The 14,131-nt window shown below is 69.8% G+C and carries 12 protein-coding genes; 7 read left to right on the top strand and 5 right to left on the bottom strand.

Translation table 11 applies throughout. The annotated features are described in order from the left end of the window. Window positions 1-43 precede the first annotated feature (43 nt). The 3 genes from pip to ACZ68L_RS15480 all read left to right on the top strand — a co-directional run bounded on the left by pip (window position 44) and on the right by ACZ68L_RS15480 (window position 4,637). Window positions 44-1,039, top strand: coding sequence for a prolyl aminopeptidase (gene pip / locus ACZ68L_RS15490; protein WP_469577317.1), 996 nt, complete (start codon window positions 44-46; stop codon window positions 1,037-1,039). A 194-nt stretch (window positions 1,040-1,233) separates the two neighbouring features. Beyond that, on the top strand, window positions 1,234-3,519 hold the full coding sequence (locus tag ACZ68L_RS15485; RefSeq protein WP_469577316.1) for a peptidoglycan recognition protein family protein: 2,286 nt from the start codon (window positions 1,234-1,236) through the stop codon (window positions 3,517-3,519). A gap of 122 nt (window positions 3,520-3,641) precedes the next feature. After that, window positions 3,642-4,637, top strand: coding sequence for an aldo/keto reductase (locus ACZ68L_RS15480; protein WP_469577315.1), 996 nt, complete (start codon window positions 3,642-3,644; stop codon window positions 4,635-4,637). 341 nt (window positions 4,638-4,978) lie between these two features. Here the strand turns inward: ACZ68L_RS15480 and thpR are convergent, their stop codons facing one another. After that, entirely contained in the window at window positions 4,979-5,551 is a 573-nt protein-coding gene (gene thpR, locus ACZ68L_RS15475) for an RNA 2',3'-cyclic phosphodiesterase (protein WP_469577314.1), read from the bottom strand. Between the two features lie 100 nt (window positions 5,552-5,651). Between thpR and ACZ68L_RS15470 the strand changes: the two genes are divergently transcribed. Further along, on the top strand, window positions 5,652-6,236 hold the full coding sequence (locus tag ACZ68L_RS15470; RefSeq protein WP_469577313.1) for a Uma2 family endonuclease: 585 nt from the start codon (window positions 5,652-5,654) through the stop codon (window positions 6,234-6,236). A 77-nt stretch (window positions 6,237-6,313) separates the two neighbouring features. Here the strand turns inward: ACZ68L_RS15470 and ACZ68L_RS15465 are convergent, their stop codons facing one another. Next, on the bottom strand, window positions 6,314-7,648 hold the full coding sequence (locus tag ACZ68L_RS15465; RefSeq protein ID WP_469577312.1) for an MFS transporter: 1,335 nt from the start codon (window positions 7,646-7,648) through the stop codon (window positions 6,314-6,316). 92 nt (window positions 7,649-7,740) lie between these two features. Then, on the bottom strand, window positions 7,741-8,181 hold the full coding sequence (locus ACZ68L_RS15460; RefSeq protein ID WP_093899797.1) for a MarR family winged helix-turn-helix transcriptional regulator: 441 nt from the start codon (window positions 8,179-8,181) through the stop codon (window positions 7,741-7,743). A gap of 145 nt (window positions 8,182-8,326) precedes the next feature. Here ACZ68L_RS15460 and ACZ68L_RS15455 point away from each other — a divergent pair, with 145 nt between their 5' ends. Beyond that, a complete protein-coding gene (locus ACZ68L_RS15455; RefSeq protein ID WP_361445739.1) occupies window positions 8,327-8,542 on the top strand; it encodes a ribbon-helix-helix protein, CopG family in 216 nt (71 codons plus the stop codon). Here the strand turns inward: ACZ68L_RS15455 and ACZ68L_RS15450 are convergent. Continuing rightward, window positions 8,535-9,989 (bottom strand): NCS2 family permease, encoded by a 1,455-nt coding sequence (locus tag ACZ68L_RS15450; protein ID WP_469577311.1) that lies wholly within the window; start codon window positions 9,987-9,989, stop codon window positions 8,535-8,537. The two genes, ACZ68L_RS15455 and ACZ68L_RS15450, sit on opposite strands and share 8 nt — an antisense overlap. Before the next feature lie 256 nt (window positions 9,990-10,245). On the opposite strand from ACZ68L_RS15450, the gene ACZ68L_RS15445 reads away from it, so the two are divergent. Continuing rightward, window positions 10,246-10,560, top strand: coding sequence for a DUF2530 domain-containing protein (locus ACZ68L_RS15445; protein WP_469577310.1), 315 nt, complete (start codon window positions 10,246-10,248; stop codon window positions 10,558-10,560). 230 nt (window positions 10,561-10,790) lie between these two features. Beyond that, window positions 10,791-13,271: an HAD-IC family P-type ATPase gene (locus ACZ68L_RS15440; protein ID WP_469577309.1), complete on the top strand. Its 2,481-nt coding sequence runs from the start codon at window positions 10,791-10,793 to the stop codon at window positions 13,269-13,271. 18 nt (window positions 13,272-13,289) lie between these two features. Here ACZ68L_RS15440 and ACZ68L_RS15435 read toward each other — a convergent pair whose 3' ends face one another. Continuing rightward, on the bottom strand, window positions 13,290-14,087 hold the full coding sequence (locus ACZ68L_RS15435; protein WP_469577308.1) for a calcium-binding protein: 798 nt from the start codon (window positions 14,085-14,087) through the stop codon (window positions 13,290-13,292). Window positions 14,088-14,131: the final 44 nt, after the last annotated feature.

Raw genomic sequence — 14,131 nt, 5'->3', positions numbered from 1 at the left:
TTTGCCCGCAGATCCGCCGGCAGGGACGAGGAGCCACCGCGCCATGGACCGCAAGCCCGACGAGAAGTACCCGCCGATCGAACCGTACGAGCACGGAATGCTCGATGTCGGGGAAGGCAACCTCGTGTACTGGGAGGTGTGCGGCAATCCGCGCGGCAGACCCGCGCTCGTCGTGCACGGCGGTCCGGGGTCGGGGTGCACCGACCGGCCCCGGCGGTACTTCGACCCGGACCGCTACCGCGTCGTCCTCTTCGACCAGCGGGGCTGCGGCCGTTCCACCCCGCACGCGAGCGACCCCGCCACCGACATGCGGTTCAACACGACCGACCGGCTGATCGCCGACATGGAGCGACTGCGCGACCATCTCGGGATCGACACCTGGCTGCTGTACGGCGGGTCCTGGGGTTCGACGCTGATCCTCGCGTACGCCGAGCAGCACCCCGAACGGGTCTCCGAGATCGTGATTCCGGCGGTCACGACGACCCGGCGCAGCGAGATCGACTGGCTGTACCGGGGCGCCGGACAGATCTTCCCCGAGGCGTGGGACCTGTTCCGGGCCGGCGTGCCGGAGGCCCCGAGCGATGCCACGGCGGACGTCCTCGCCGCGTACGCCCGGCGGATGGAGAGCGCCGACGCCGGTGTACGGGAGAAGGCGACGGCCGACTGGTGCGCCTGGGAGGACGCGGTGCTCTCCCAGGAGACGAACACCGGACCGCCGCCGTACAGCGGGCGCCCCGACCGGGCACGGCAGGCACTGGTGCGGATCTGCTCGCACTACTTCTCCCAGGGTGCCTGGCTGGAGGAGGGGCAGCTGATCCGGGACGCGGGGCGGCTGGCGGGGATTCCGGGCGTGCTGGTGCACGGGCGGTTCGACCTCGGCGGGCCGCTGATCACCGCGTGGGAACTGGCGAAGGCGTGGCCGGACGCGGAACTGACCGTGATCGACGGTTCGGGGCATCTGGGCGGCCCGGCGACGAGCCGGGCGGTGCTGGCGGCTCTGGACCGGTTCGCGGTCCGGACCCGGCCGGAGCGTCCCTGACGTACCACCCGGCGCTCCCCGGACGAGCCCGGTGCCACCCGCGTAGACACGGCGGCGTCCGGACATGGCAAGCTGTGACTCCGCTGTGTGCGCGCGGTAGCACTCGTACCCCCCACTGGTCTTGTGACGACCGGTGCTGCCGCCTGACGCAGCGTGTGACGAAACGACAGTCCACACGATCCCTGGGGTACGACTTGAGATCGAAGAAGAGAATCTGGATCACGGCTGCCGTGGCGACGTCCGCCGTGGCGGGTGTGCTGGTGTTCGAGGGAGTGACGGGCAACCCCTCGGTGGACTCGGACGCCAAGTCCGGCCCGGCCAGGACCGATGTGCGCGCGACCGCGCTGAAGGTCGACGGCGACGGCACCACCGCCGTGCTCGGCAAGCGGGACACCAAGCCCTTCAGCATGCTGGGGGTCACCTGGACCGACCCGGCGGCCAAGGTCGGCGGAGCCGTGGAGGTACGCACCCGGTCCGCCGCCGACGGGAAGTGGACGTCGTGGCTGCCGCTCGAAACCGACGTCGACGGGCGCGCGGAGACCGGCCGGTCCGGCGTACGGGGAAGCACCGAGCCGCGCTGGGTCGGCCCGTCCAACGGCGTCGAGGTACGGATCAACGCGGGCGGCAAGGTCTCCACGAAGCTGCCCGCGGGGCTGCGGCTGGACACCGTGGACCCGGGCCGGAGCGGCACCCTGAACGCGGACCCCGCCGCCTTCGCCGCCGACCTTCCCGCGGACTCCCCCTCGACCGATCCGACCGACGACCCTTCGGCCCCGGTCACACCCGAGCCGCCCGCGCCCGGCGACGCCACGGAACCGCCCGCCGAGGTCCCGCCGACCGAACCGGCGTCGCCGTCCCCGTCCACCCCGGCCCCGGACGTCACGACTCCCCCGGCGAGCCCGACCCCTTCGCCGTCGGTCAGTTCGTCCCCGGCCGAGACCCTGCCGCCCGCGCCGCCGTCGACCGTGCCGAAGCCGCCCATCACCCCGCGTGCGGGCTGGGGCGCCGACGAGTCGATCAGCCCGGAGGCGCCGGAGTACACCGACACCGTCAAGGCCGTCTTCGTCCACCACACCGCCGGGACCAACACCTACTCGTGCGCCGACTCCGCGGCCGTCGTGCGCAGCGTGTACGCGTACCACGTCAAGAGCGAGAAGTGGAAGGACATCGGCTACAACTTCCTGGTCGACAAGTGCGGCACGATCTTCGAGGGACGTAAGGGCGGCGTGGACCGGCCGGTCTTCGGCGCGCACACCTACGGCTTCAACCGGCAGACGGCCGGGATCGCGGTCCTCGGCACGTACACGGACTCGGCCGCCCCGAGCGCGGCGACCACCTCGGTGGCCCGGATCGCCGCGTGGAAGCTCGGCCAGTACAAGGGCGACCCGGCGGGCAGCACGATGCTCACCGCGGGCGCCACCGGCGGCAACCTCGCCGGCACCAAGTTCACCGCCGGTACGCAGTACTCCTTCAAGCAGATCTCCGGCCACCGCGACGGCTTCGCGACCGAGTGCCCCGGCACCAAGCTGTACGGACAGCTCCCCGCGATCCGCAGCCTCGCCGCGGGACCCGTCACCGGACTGGCCATCACGTCGGTGACCGGCGCCGGGCTCTCGGGCACGACGTACTACACCAAGTCCGCGGTCACCGTGGGCTGGTCGGCGACCACCCCGAGCGCGTTCGTCTCCAAGTACGAGCTGCTGGTCGACGGCAAGTCCGTCGCCACCACCGCGGGCACCGCCACCTCGGCCAAGGCCACGCTGGCCGTCGGCACCCACAAGGTGGAGGTCCGCGCCACCCACCAGTCGGGCAAGGTCAGCACGTCCGCCGCGGCCACCGTGGTCGCCGACCAGACGGCGCCCGCCTTCACCACCAAGCCCAATCTGGCCCTGCGCACCGGCACGGTGGACACCACGGCCGTCCCGGTCACCCTGAAGTGGAAGGCCACCGACGCCGCCTCGCTCAAGGAGGTCAGGCTCACCGCCCCGGTCGCCAAGACCTACGGACCGACGACCACCAGCGCCTCGCACACCGCGAAGTCGGGGGTGGCGACCAGCTGGGCCATGACCGCGTACGACCAGGCGGGCAACACCGCCGCCGCGTCCGTCTCCGGCACACCGGTCATCGTCCAGGAGAGCTCGGCGACGAAGACCGGCACCTGGACGACGAAGTCCTCGTCCAGCTACCTCGGCGGCAAGTCGTACTCCAGCTCGACCAAGAACGCGAGCCTGAGCTGGACGTTCACCGGCCGCTCGGTCGCCCTGGTCGTCTCCAGGGCCGCCACCTCCGGCCAGGTGTACGTCTACGTGGACGGCGCGAAGGTGTCCACGGTGGACCTGAAGTCCAGCACCACCAAGTACCGCGACGCCCTGTGGACGCAGAACTGGACCAGCAGTGCCAAGCACACCGTCAAGATCGTCGTCGTGGCCACGTCGGGCCGGCCGACGGTCACCACCGACGGGATCGTGTACCTGAAGTGACCGCCTGAGACGTTCGGTCGCTCCTGCGCATGACGCCCCTGCCCCCGGTGCTCCGCCGGGGGCAGGGCGCGTTCGGGGTCGCCCTTGCTTCGAGCGGACTCGAAGGCGTTGGGTTGGTGTCCATGAAGTACACGCAGCTCGGACGCACCGGACTCAAGGTCAGCCGCCTCGTCCTCGGCACCATGAACTTCGGCCCGCAGACCAATGAGGTGGACAGCCACGCCATCATGGACGCGGCGCTGGACACGGGCCTGAACCTCTTCGACACCGCCAATGTCTACGGCTGGGGCGAGGACAAGGGCCGTACCGAGAAGATCATCGGCACCTGGTTCGCCAAGGGCGGCGAACGCCGCGACAAGGTGGTCCTGGCCACCAAGATGTACGGGAACATGGGCGCCGACGGCGAGGCCTGGCCCAATCACGACAAGCTCTCCGCCGTGAACATCCGGCGCTCGGTCGAGGCCTCGCTGAAGCGGCTCCAGACGGACTACATCGACCTGTACCAGTTCCACCACGTCGACCGGAACACCCCCTTCGAGGAGATCTGGCAGGCGATCGACGTCCTGGTGCAGCAGGGCAAGATCCTCTACGCGGGCTCGTCGAACTTCGCCGGCTACAAGATCGCCCAGGCCAATGAACTGGCGTCCCGGCGCGGCTCGTTGGGCCTGGTCAGCGAGCAGTGCATCTACAACCTGATCGAGCGCCGCGCCGAGATGGAGGTCATCCCGGCCGCCCAGGAGTACGGCCTCGGGGTCATCCCGTGGTCCCCGCTGCACGGCGGTCTGCTGGGCGGTGTGCTGAAGAAGGAGCGCGAGGGCACGGCGGGGCGTTCGGTCTCCGGGCGCAGCGCGGACGCGCTGAAGAACTCGGCGCAGCGCGAGAAGATCCAGGCGTACGAGGACCTGCTCGACAAGCACGGCCTGGAGCCGGGCGAGGTCGGTCTGGCCTGGCTGCTCTCCCGGCCGGGGGTGACGGGGCCGATCGTCGGACCGCGCAACCAGGAGCAGCTGGACTCGGCGCTGCGGGCCCTGGAGCTCGACCTCTCCGCGGAGCTGCTGGCCTCACTCGACGAGATCTTCCCGGGGCCGGGGCCGTCGCCGGAGGCGTTCGCCTGGTGAGGACGGTCTGACGGACCGTCCGTCCGGCATGTAAGAGCCGCCGTTGCCCCGTCCCCGTTCGACGCGGTGGGCGTTCGCCGGGGCGGCGGCGTCGGCCTTCGCCCGCTGAGACGCCGTCCGCGGACGATGCGTGGCGACCGGCGCTCCCGGGCGAAGAAGGGGGTACGTCTCCACCGCCCTCCCGCACGCCGCCCGCCGCGGCGCCTTCGCCGCCGGCCTCAGCCGCGCGTCAGTGTCCGACGGCGGCTGCCACGGCGACGACGACGAACATGAGCACGAGCACGGCGGCCATGATGCGGTTTCTGGTCTTCGGATCCACCCTTCGAGCGTAACCGCCGCTCTCAGCGGCCCAGCGACCAGGATGCGACCGTCTCGTACCGCGGCTTCTCGCCCGGCACCCCGCCGACCGGCAGGTTGCTGCGTACGAGGGCGAGCTCGCCGACCTCCCACGGCGTGCTCTCGAAGTCGGCGAGTGCCTCGACGTAGGGGCGCAGGTCGGCGTCGGTGCGACTGCGGGCGAGGGTGAGGTGGGCGCTGTAGCGGCGGTGCTCGTCCATCGGGATGCCGGTGCGGCGGGCGGCGGCGTCGGCGCGTTCGGCGAGGAGCCGCAACGTGTCGAGCGAGCCCGCCGCCCCCACCCACAGCGCCCGGCCGCCGAACCGGCCGCCCCCGTGGAGGCGCAGCGGGAAGGTCTCGGTGCGGTGGGCCGCCCGCGCGAGGCGCTCGTTCAGCTCGGGTACCAGTTCCTCGTCCACGGACCCGAGGAACGCGAGCGTGAAGTGCCAGCCGGGCGTGCCGGTCCAGCGCAGCTTCCCCGCGCCGGGCAGCGAACGCAGCACGTCCACGGCACGGCGCAGTTCCTGGAGCACCTGGTCGGGCGGCAGAACGGCGACGAAGAGTCTGAGGCTGCTCATGGGCCGAGTGTCGCACCGCAAGGGCGTGTCCCGGGCTCCGTACGTATCGTTGTCCTACGCGGCTGCCCGCGCCCGTGCGGGAGCGGGGAGGAGCGGCACGATGACCGTCGTAGACACCGACAGGATCGAGATGGCCGACAACGGCGACGAGCGCACCTTGGACATGATGTTCGAGTGGCTTGAGCCCACCCCCGAGGGATTCAAGGTCGAGATCGTCGAGGGGATCATCTACATGTCGCCGCAGCGGGACATCCACTGGCGGATCATCCTGGCGCTCATCAGGCAGCTGCTCTCCAGGTATGGGGAGGAGCAATTGACATCCGATGTCCGCTTCGACTTTCCGGGTCGCCTCAACGGCCTCGCCCCGGACGTCGTGGCTCTGGCCGAGGGCGCTGCGCATGACGCCAAGGGGCGGTATCGCTACCAGGACATCGAGTTCGTCGCGGAGGTGATCTCCAAGGACACCGCCGCCAACGACTACGGCCCGAAGAAGGCCACCTATGCCACCGCCGGCGTCCCGGTCTACGTCATCGCCGACCCGTACACCGGCACGTGGCACCTCCACACGCTCCCGAAGGACGACGAGTACCGCAGTGTGCTGAGCCTCGATTTCGGCACCCCGATCGACCTGACCGACACCGTCGTCGGCCTCGCCCTCCGGACCGACACGTTCCCCCGCGACTGACCGCGCCCCGACACACGACACGGCCCCGACCGGTACCCGCCCGGTCGGGGCCATGCCATGTGTCGCACGGGCGGCGCTCAGGCCGCCGTGGCCAGCTCCTCGCGCGGGACGAACCGCACGTGGGGGCGGCCCGGCCGGAGGTCGACCTGGAGCCGGAGACCACCGACGCGGGCCAGCATGAAGCCGACACCGAGCGCGGCCACCAGCGAGAACGCGCCACCGACGACCATGCCCGTACGGACCCCGTAGGCGTCGCTGACCCAGCCGAGGATCGGGGCGCCCACCGGCGTACCACCGGCGAAGACCATCATGTACAGGCTCATGACCCGGCCGCGCATCGCCGGGTCGGCGGCCATCTGGACGCTCGTGTTCGCACTGATGTTGGTCGTCAGGCCGATCATGCCGATCGGGACCAGCAGGATCGCGAAGAGCCAGACGGACGGCGCCATGGCCGCGATGATCTCCAGCAGACCGAACACCGTGCCCGCGGCCACCAGCATCCGCAGCCGCGAGGAACGGCGGCGGGCGGCGAGCAGGGCGCCCACGAGGGAGCCGGCCGCCATCAGGATGTTGAAGAACGAGTACATCCCGGCGCCGCCGTGGAAGATCTCGTCCGCGAAGGCCGTGAGCCAGATCGGGAAGTTGAACCCGAACGTGCCGACGAAGCCGACCAGGACGATCGGCCAGATCAGCTCCGGGCGGCCGGAGACGTAGCGCAGGCCCTCGCGCAGCTGGCCCTTGGCGCGCGGCACGACGACGGCCTTGTGCAGCTCGCTCGTCCGCATCAGCATCAGGCCGACGAGCGGGGCCACGAAGGACAGGCCGTTGAACATGAAGGCCCAGCCGCTGCCGACCGTGGTGATCAGGACACCGGCGACGGCCGGGCCGATCAGCCGGGCGGACTGGAAGTTCGCCGAGTTGAGGCTGACGGCGTTCCGCAGCTGGGCGGGGCCGACCATCTCGGAGACGAACGACTGACGGGCCGGGTTGTCGACGACCGTCACCATGCCGAGCAGGAACGCGATGAGGTAGACGTGCCACACCTGGACGACGCCGGAGAGCGTGAGCACCGCGAGGGCGATCCCGCACAGGCCGAGCGCCGCCTGGCTGACAAGAAGAAGCTTCCGCTTCGGGAGCCGGTCGGCGATGACGCCGCCGTACAGGCCGAAGAGAAGCATCGGAAGGAACTGGAGGGCCGTGGTGATGCCGACGGCGGTGGCGGACCCGGTGAGGCTGAGGACCAGCCAGTCCTGCGTGATGCGGGACATCCAGGTACCGGTGTTGGAGATCACGGCGCCCGTGGCGAACAGGCGGTAGTTACGGATCTTCAGCGACGAGAAGGTCCCGCCGGTCGTGCTCTCGTGGGTGGAAGTCGGTGCGGGGGCGGAGTCTGCTCCGGATCCCGTACTCAAAAGGGTTCGCCTCCTCGGGCATATACGTTTCGCTGACTGACGGGATGCGGCGGTGCGGACGGTGCCGGCCATGGACCGGCGCGGCCGCCCCGTTACAGGTGGGCGAGCTTCTCCAGCACGGGCGCTGCCTTGCGGAGCGTCTCCCACTCCTCCTCGTCCAGGCCCTCGGCGAGGGTGGTCAGCCAGGCGTTCCGCTTGGAGCGGCTCTCTTCGAGCATGGCTTCCGCCTGCTCGGTCTGGCTGACCATCTTCTGGCGACGGTCATCGGGGTGCGGTTCCAGTCTGACCAGCCCCTTCGCTTCCAGCAGCGCGACGATGCGAGTCATCGACGGAGGCTGCACATGCTCCTTGCGGGCCAGCTCGCCGGGCGTGGCCGAACCGCAGCGGGCGAGCGTGCCGAGCACCGACATCTCGGTGGGACTCAGCGACTCGTCGACGCGCTGGTGCTTCAGGCGTCGGCCGAGCAGCATCACGGCGGAGCGGAGGGAGCTCACGGCGGCCGCACTGTCGCCGTCGTGGATCAGGTCAGGCATGTTTATTAGGGTAACTCATTACCTACCCTAAAGACCATTCGCGTTACACGCGCGAGAGGCAGATCACCTAATCGATCACCCGAACGAGTGAGTCGACTCCGGAAAGTGACGCGAAACGACCCCCTGGGCCGTAACCCTGCTTGCCATGGGATCGACTGTGCTCAGCCTGCGGATAGACGGTGAGCTGCTCGACCGGCTCCGGCAGCATGCCGCCAAACGCGGAATGAGCGTCCAGGACTATGTCGTCCGGACGCTCATTCGCGATGACTTCGACGAGCGCTTCAAGGCGGCCGTCGACGAGACGGAGAAGTTCTACGGCCCGGAAGGGACCGCGGGAATCAGGGCGGAAGGGGTCACGTGAGGCCGAGGGCCGGCATCGCGTAGTAGAAGACGAAGACCGCCGACACCGCGTACATGGCCACCGGCACCTCGCGCCAGCGCCCGGCCACCACCCGCAGCACGGAGAAGGAGATGAAGCCGATGCCGATGCCGTTGGTGATCGAGTACGTGAACGGCATCATCAGCATGGCCAGGAAGGCCGGGATGGCGAGCGTGTAGTCGCTCCAGTCGATGTCGCGCACCGAACCCGAGATGATCAGGAAGCCGACCGCCAGCAGAGCCGGGGTGGCCGCCTGCGACGGGACCATGGTCGCCAGCGGCGTCAGGAACAGGGCGGCCGTGAACAGCAGACCCGTCACGATGCTCGCGAGGCCGGTGCGGGCACCCTCGCCGACACCCGCGGTGGACTCCACGAAGCAGGTGCCCGCGGAGGCGGAGCTCGCACCGCCCGCGGCGACCGCGATGCCGTCCACGAACAGCACCTTGTTGATGCCGGGGAAGTTGCCGTCCTTGTCGGTCAGCTTCGCCTCGTCGCCGACACCCAGGATGGTGCCCATCGCGTCGAAGAAGCAGGACAGCAGCACGGTGAAGACGAACAGGATGCCGGTGAGGACGCCCACCTTGTGGAAGCCGCCGAACAGGCTGACCTGGCCGATCAGCCCGAAGTCCGGAGTGGCGACCGGGTTGCCCGGCCACTGCGGGACGGTCAGGCCCCACGCCTCGCCCGGCAGGTCGGTGATCGCGTTGATGATCAGCGCCACCGCCGTCATCGCGACGATGGAGATCAGGATGGCGCCCGACACCTTGCGGACGATCAGCGCGAGGGTGAGCAGCGCGCCGAGGACGAAGACGAGGACCGGCCAGCCGTTGAGGTGGCCGTCGCCGCCGAGCTGAAGCGGAACGGTGGTGTGCGCGGCGTCGGGCATGCGGGAGACGAAGCCCGAGTCGACCAGGCCGATCAGCAGGATGAAGAGACCGATACCGATCGCGATGCCCTTGCGGAGCGACTTCGGTACGGCGTGCATCACGCGTTCCCGCAACCCCGTCGCGACCAGCAGCATGACCACGATGCCCGCGAGGACGACCATGCCCATCGCGTCCGGCCAGGTCATCTTCGGGGCGAGTTGGAGGGCGACGACCGTGTTGACGCCGAGCCCGGCGGCCAGCGCGATCGGCACATTGCCGATGACACCCATGAGGAGGGTGGAGAAGGCCGCGGTCACCACGGTGGCGGTGACCAGCTGGCCATGACTGAGGTAGTGATCGTTTATGTCTTTCGCGCTACCGAGAATGATCGGGTTCAGCACGATGATGTACGCCATGGCGAAGAACGTGGCGAATCCGCCGCGGATCTCGCGTGCGACCGACGACCCCCGCTCGGAGATCTTGAAGAAACGATCCAGGCCGCCGTGCGGCTGGGGGGCCGTGGACGGCGTGGAATCGACCGGAGCGGTGGCCGAGGGGGACATGTATGACCTTCAGTCGTACGTAGAGGGGGTTAAAAGCGGTCAGCTTTGGACTTTCACACGAATAAATCGAGACAGCCGTAAGCAGATTCAGTATGAATACATAGGGCGAAGATCGCTATCTCCGCGCGTAGACCCTTGGGCCGACCGGCCCGGCGGCCTTCAGAGCGACGCCGCCCCCCATGTGCCGGTCGGTCTTACGCATGCCGCCCTCATGGACTACGGGAGGGTGCGGCAGGGGGCCCCATACACTGAGGCCATGGCGAAGTGGACACCGAAGCACGAGGCACCCGAGCCCCTGGAGGGGCCCGTCGTCGCCACCATCACCGGCGGCACGATCCTCTGGTTCGTCCTCTTCCTTGTCCAGTTGCCGTTCTACGGCTGGTTCGACGATCACGGACACCTGTGGTGGGTCTGGACCTGCCTGGCCGGTGCCGGGCTCGGCCTGATCGGCATCTGGTACGTACGGGGGCGCGACGCGGCGCTCAAGCGCGCCGCCGCGGCGGCCGAGGACGAGGCCTCCGCGCCGGGCACCGGGACGGACACCGGAGGCACGCCCGGCGTCACGGCCTGACTCCGACCGGCCCCGCCCGCACACTCCCCGGCCCCGCCCGCACACCGACCGGCGCGGTCCGCACATCGGCGGGCATCATCCGGCGCCGCCCGGAACCGGCGCCGGTAGCGGCCCGCATCAGGGTCCTCCGTACCACCGCAGGACCATTCCCCTCCGTTCCCCTCCTCCCCCGGTCTGATCTTCGGACCCCCAGTGGGTGATTCGGACGATCCACCCGTACCGTCGGAACCATGACGCAGCGGGCACCCCATTCCTCCGGCGAGCAGATCCCCGAGGCTTCCGGCTCCGGCGGCCTTCCCTGGCCGGCCATGATCGACGCCGGATCCGAACTCGACCCGGTCCACCCGATGAAGCTGCCGGCCCCGGTTCCGGACACCCGTGGGCTGACGGCGGCCGAGGTGGCCGAGCGGATCGCCCGCGGTGAGGTCAACGACGTACCCGTCCGCTCGTCCCGCTCCGTCCGCGAGATCGTCCACGCCAACGTCTTCACCCGGTTCAACCTGATCATCGGCGTGCTCTGGCTGATCATGATGTTCGTCGCGCCGATCCAGGACAGCCTCTTCGGCTTCGTGATCATCGCCAACACCGGTATCGGCATCATCCAGGAGTGGCGGGCCAAGAAGACGCTGGACAGCCTCGCGGTCATCGGCGAGGCCAAACCCACGGTGCGGCGCGACGGTGTCTCGGCCGAGATCTCCACCTCCGAGATCGTCCTCGGTGATCTCGTCGAACTGGGGCCCGGGGACAAGGTCGTCGTGGACGGCACGGTCGCCGAGGCCGACAGCCTGGAGATCGACGAATCGCTGCTCACCGGCGAGGCCGACCCGGTACTGAAGCAGCCCGGCGATCACGTGATGTCCGGCAGCTTCGTCGTCGCGGGCGGCGGCTCGTTCGCCGCCACGAAGGTGGGCCGCGAGGCCTACGCCGCGCAGCTCGCCGAGGAGGCGTCCCGCTTCACCCTCGTCCAGTCCGAGCTGCGCACCGGCATCTCCACCATCCTCAAGTACGTCACCTGGATGATGGTGCCGACCGCGATCGGCCTGATCATCAGCCAGCTCGTCGTGAACAACAACGACTTCAAGGGGTCGGTCGCGCGGACCGTCGGCGGCATCGTCCCGATGATCCCGGAGGGCCTGGTGCTGCTCACCTCGGTCGCCTTCGCGATCGGGGTCGTACGGCTCGGCCGCAAGCAGTGCCTGGTGCAGGAGCTGCCCGCCATCGAGGGGCTGGCCCGCGTCGACGTCGTCTGCCTGGACAAGACGGGCACCCTCACCGAGGGCGGCATGGACGTCACCGAGGTGCGGACGCTGGGCGGTGCGGACGACACCTACATCCGCCGCGTGCTGGGCGCCCTCGGCGCCTCCGACCCGCGGCCCAACGCCAGCCTGCAGGCCATCGTCGACGCCTACCCGGACGGCGAGGTGTGGCGGTGCACGCAGTCGCTGCCGTTCTCCTCGGCCCGCAAGTACAGCGGTGCCGCGTTCGACGAGGGCGGCGGCCGGGCGTCGGCCTGGCTGCTCGGCGCGCCCGATGTGCTGCTGCCCGACCAGGACCCGGCGCTCACCGAGATCGAACAGCTCAACGAGCAGGGGCTGCGGGTGCTGCTGCTGGCGCGTGCGCAGGGCGCGCTCGAAGGGCCGGACATGGCCACCGGAGCCGTACCGAGCGCGCTGGTCGTACTGGAGCAGCGGCTGCGGCCCGACGCCGGGGAGACGCTGGCCTACTTCGCCGACCAGCGGGTCGCCACCAAGGTCATCTCCGGCGACAACGCGGTCTCCGTCGGCGCGGTCGCCGGAAAGCTCGGCCTGCCGGGCGCCGAGAACACCCTGGACGCCCGCCGGATGCCCACCGACCCCGACCACATGGCCACGGCCATGGAGGAGAACGCGGTCTTCGGCCGGGTCACCCCACAGCAGAAGCGGGACATGGTCGCCGCGCTCCAGTCCCGCGGCCACACCGTCGCGATGACCGGTGACGGCGTCAACGACGTGCTGGCGCTGAAGGACGCCGACATCGGCGTCTCCATGGGTTCCGGTTCCGAGGCGACCCGGGCCGTCGCCCAGATCGTGCTGCTCAACAACAGCTTCGCGACACTGCCGTCCGTCGTCGCCGAGGGGCGCCGGGTGATCGGCAACATCACCCGGGTCGCCACCCTGTTCCTGACCAAGACCGTCTACTCGGTGCTGCTGGCGATCCTGGTGGTCTGCTTCCAGGTCGACTACCCGTTCCTGCCGCGCCACCTGACCCTGCTGTCGACGCTGACGATCGGCATCCCGGCCTTCTTCCTCGCGCTGGCCCCCAACAAGGAACGGGCCCATCCGCACTTCGTGCGCCGTGTCATGCGGTACGCGATCCCGTCGGGCACCATCGCGGCCGCGGCCACCTTCACGACGTATCTGCTCGCCCGGAGCCACTACTCCGGCACGGGCGCGCTGGACGCGGAGACCAGCGTGGCCACGCTCACGTTGTTCCTGGTCTCGATGTGGGTCCTGGCGATCATCGCCCGCCCGTACACCTGGTGGCGGATCTGCCTGGTGGTGGCGATGGGGGCGGCGTTCCTGATCGTGCTGGTGGTGCCGTGGCTGCAGAACTTCTTCGCGCTGAAGCTGGTGGGAGCGACGATGCCGTGGACCGCGGTGGGGATCGCGGTGGTGGCGTCGGCCGCCCTGGAGTACGCCTGGCGGCTGGTCGGGCGACGCTTCCCGGCATAGCGCCCTGCGGCGGTGCGGCTACTTCACGTCGACGAAGTCGCCCGCGGTCGTGACGGCCGGGGTGGTGGACGTACCCGCGAAGCTGTAGCGCCAGTAACCGTCGACCGTGGCCTTGACCGTGGTCCTCAGGTTGCCGGTGCCGTTCGTCCTGATCGCCTTGACGGTGGTGTAGGTGCTGCTGCCCTTCTTGCGGAACTGGAGCTTCACGGACTGTCCGGTGTAGCCGTGGTAGGCGTGGTCCTCCCAGTTGGCCCGCGAGAGCTTGCCGGTGACCGTGATCGTCCCGCCCTTCTTCACGGGCTCCGGCGTGGCGTTCACCGTCAGCTTCGACAGCCGCTGGACACGCGCGGTGGTGTACGAGTCGTAGGACGTGCTGCTGCCGTCCCGGGCGGCCGCGCCCGCGAGGACGTGCCAGGAGCCCGCCACCTTGTTCCAGCGCAGGTCGACCTTCGGGTCGATCGCGAGGGTGAGGGAGCAGGTGGCGGTGGTGGCGCTCACGTTCTTGCAGGTCGCACCCCCTTCGGGGACCAGCGCACCGTCCATGCCCTCGTCCGCGTCGGTCCCGTGCCACAGGAGCGCCCAGCCGTCGACGATGCCGGAGGCGTGCGAGGCCGTCACCGAAAGAGTGATCGTCCTCGGGGCCGTCGTCCCCAGCACGGTGTCCTTGCCGCCGTTGACGGAGACCTTGGAGATGACGGGGAGCGTGGTGCCGGGCTTCACGGCCTCGCCCGCGTGCGCGGCCGGAGCGGCCGGGGCGATGAGGACGGACAGGGCGAGAGCACCGGGGACAGCGGCGGCTGCGGCACGGATACGCATGTGTTTCTCCAGTCTGCTGGTTCGACGAACCGAGGACACGGGAC

It is taken from the genome of Streptomyces sp. NPDC104309, assembly GCF_055584025.1.
The sequence above is the reverse complement of the archived record's forward strand: the minus strand, read 5'-3'. Positions and strand labels throughout refer to the sequence as shown.

What these genes read in the sequence shown, in the direction of transcription:
- ACZ68L_RS15480 (WP_469577315.1), top strand. Translation starts at nt 3,642, where the DNA reads ATGAAGTACACGCAGCTCGGACGCACCGGACTCAAGGTCAGCCGCCTC.
- ACZ68L_RS15440 (WP_469577309.1), top strand. Translation starts at nt 10,791, where the DNA reads ATGACGCAGCGGGCACCCCATTCCTCCGGCGAGCAGATCCCCGAGGCT.
- ACZ68L_RS15450 (WP_469577311.1), bottom strand. Translation starts at nt 9,989, where the DNA reads ATGTCCCCCTCGGCCACCGCTCCGGTCGATTCCACGCCGTCCACGGCC.
- ACZ68L_RS15445 (WP_469577310.1), top strand. Translation starts at nt 10,246, where the DNA reads ATGGCGAAGTGGACACCGAAGCACGAGGCACCCGAGCCCCTGGAGGGG.
- ACZ68L_RS15435 (WP_469577308.1), bottom strand. Translation starts at nt 14,087, where the DNA reads ATGCGTATCCGTGCCGCAGCCGCCGCTGTCCCCGGTGCTCTCGCCCTG.
- ACZ68L_RS15460 (WP_093899797.1), bottom strand. Translation starts at nt 8,181, where the DNA reads ATGCCTGACCTGATCCACGACGGCGACAGTGCGGCCGCCGTGAGCTCC.
- ACZ68L_RS15470 (WP_469577313.1), top strand. Translation starts at nt 5,652, where the DNA reads ATGACCGTCGTAGACACCGACAGGATCGAGATGGCCGACAACGGCGAC.
- thpR (WP_469577314.1), bottom strand. Translation starts at nt 5,551, where the DNA reads ATGAGCAGCCTCAGACTCTTCGTCGCCGTTCTGCCGCCCGACCAGGTG.
- pip (WP_469577317.1), top strand. Translation starts at nt 44, where the DNA reads ATGGACCGCAAGCCCGACGAGAAGTACCCGCCGATCGAACCGTACGAG.
- ACZ68L_RS15455 (WP_361445739.1), top strand. Translation starts at nt 8,327, where the DNA reads ATGGGATCGACTGTGCTCAGCCTGCGGATAGACGGTGAGCTGCTCGAC.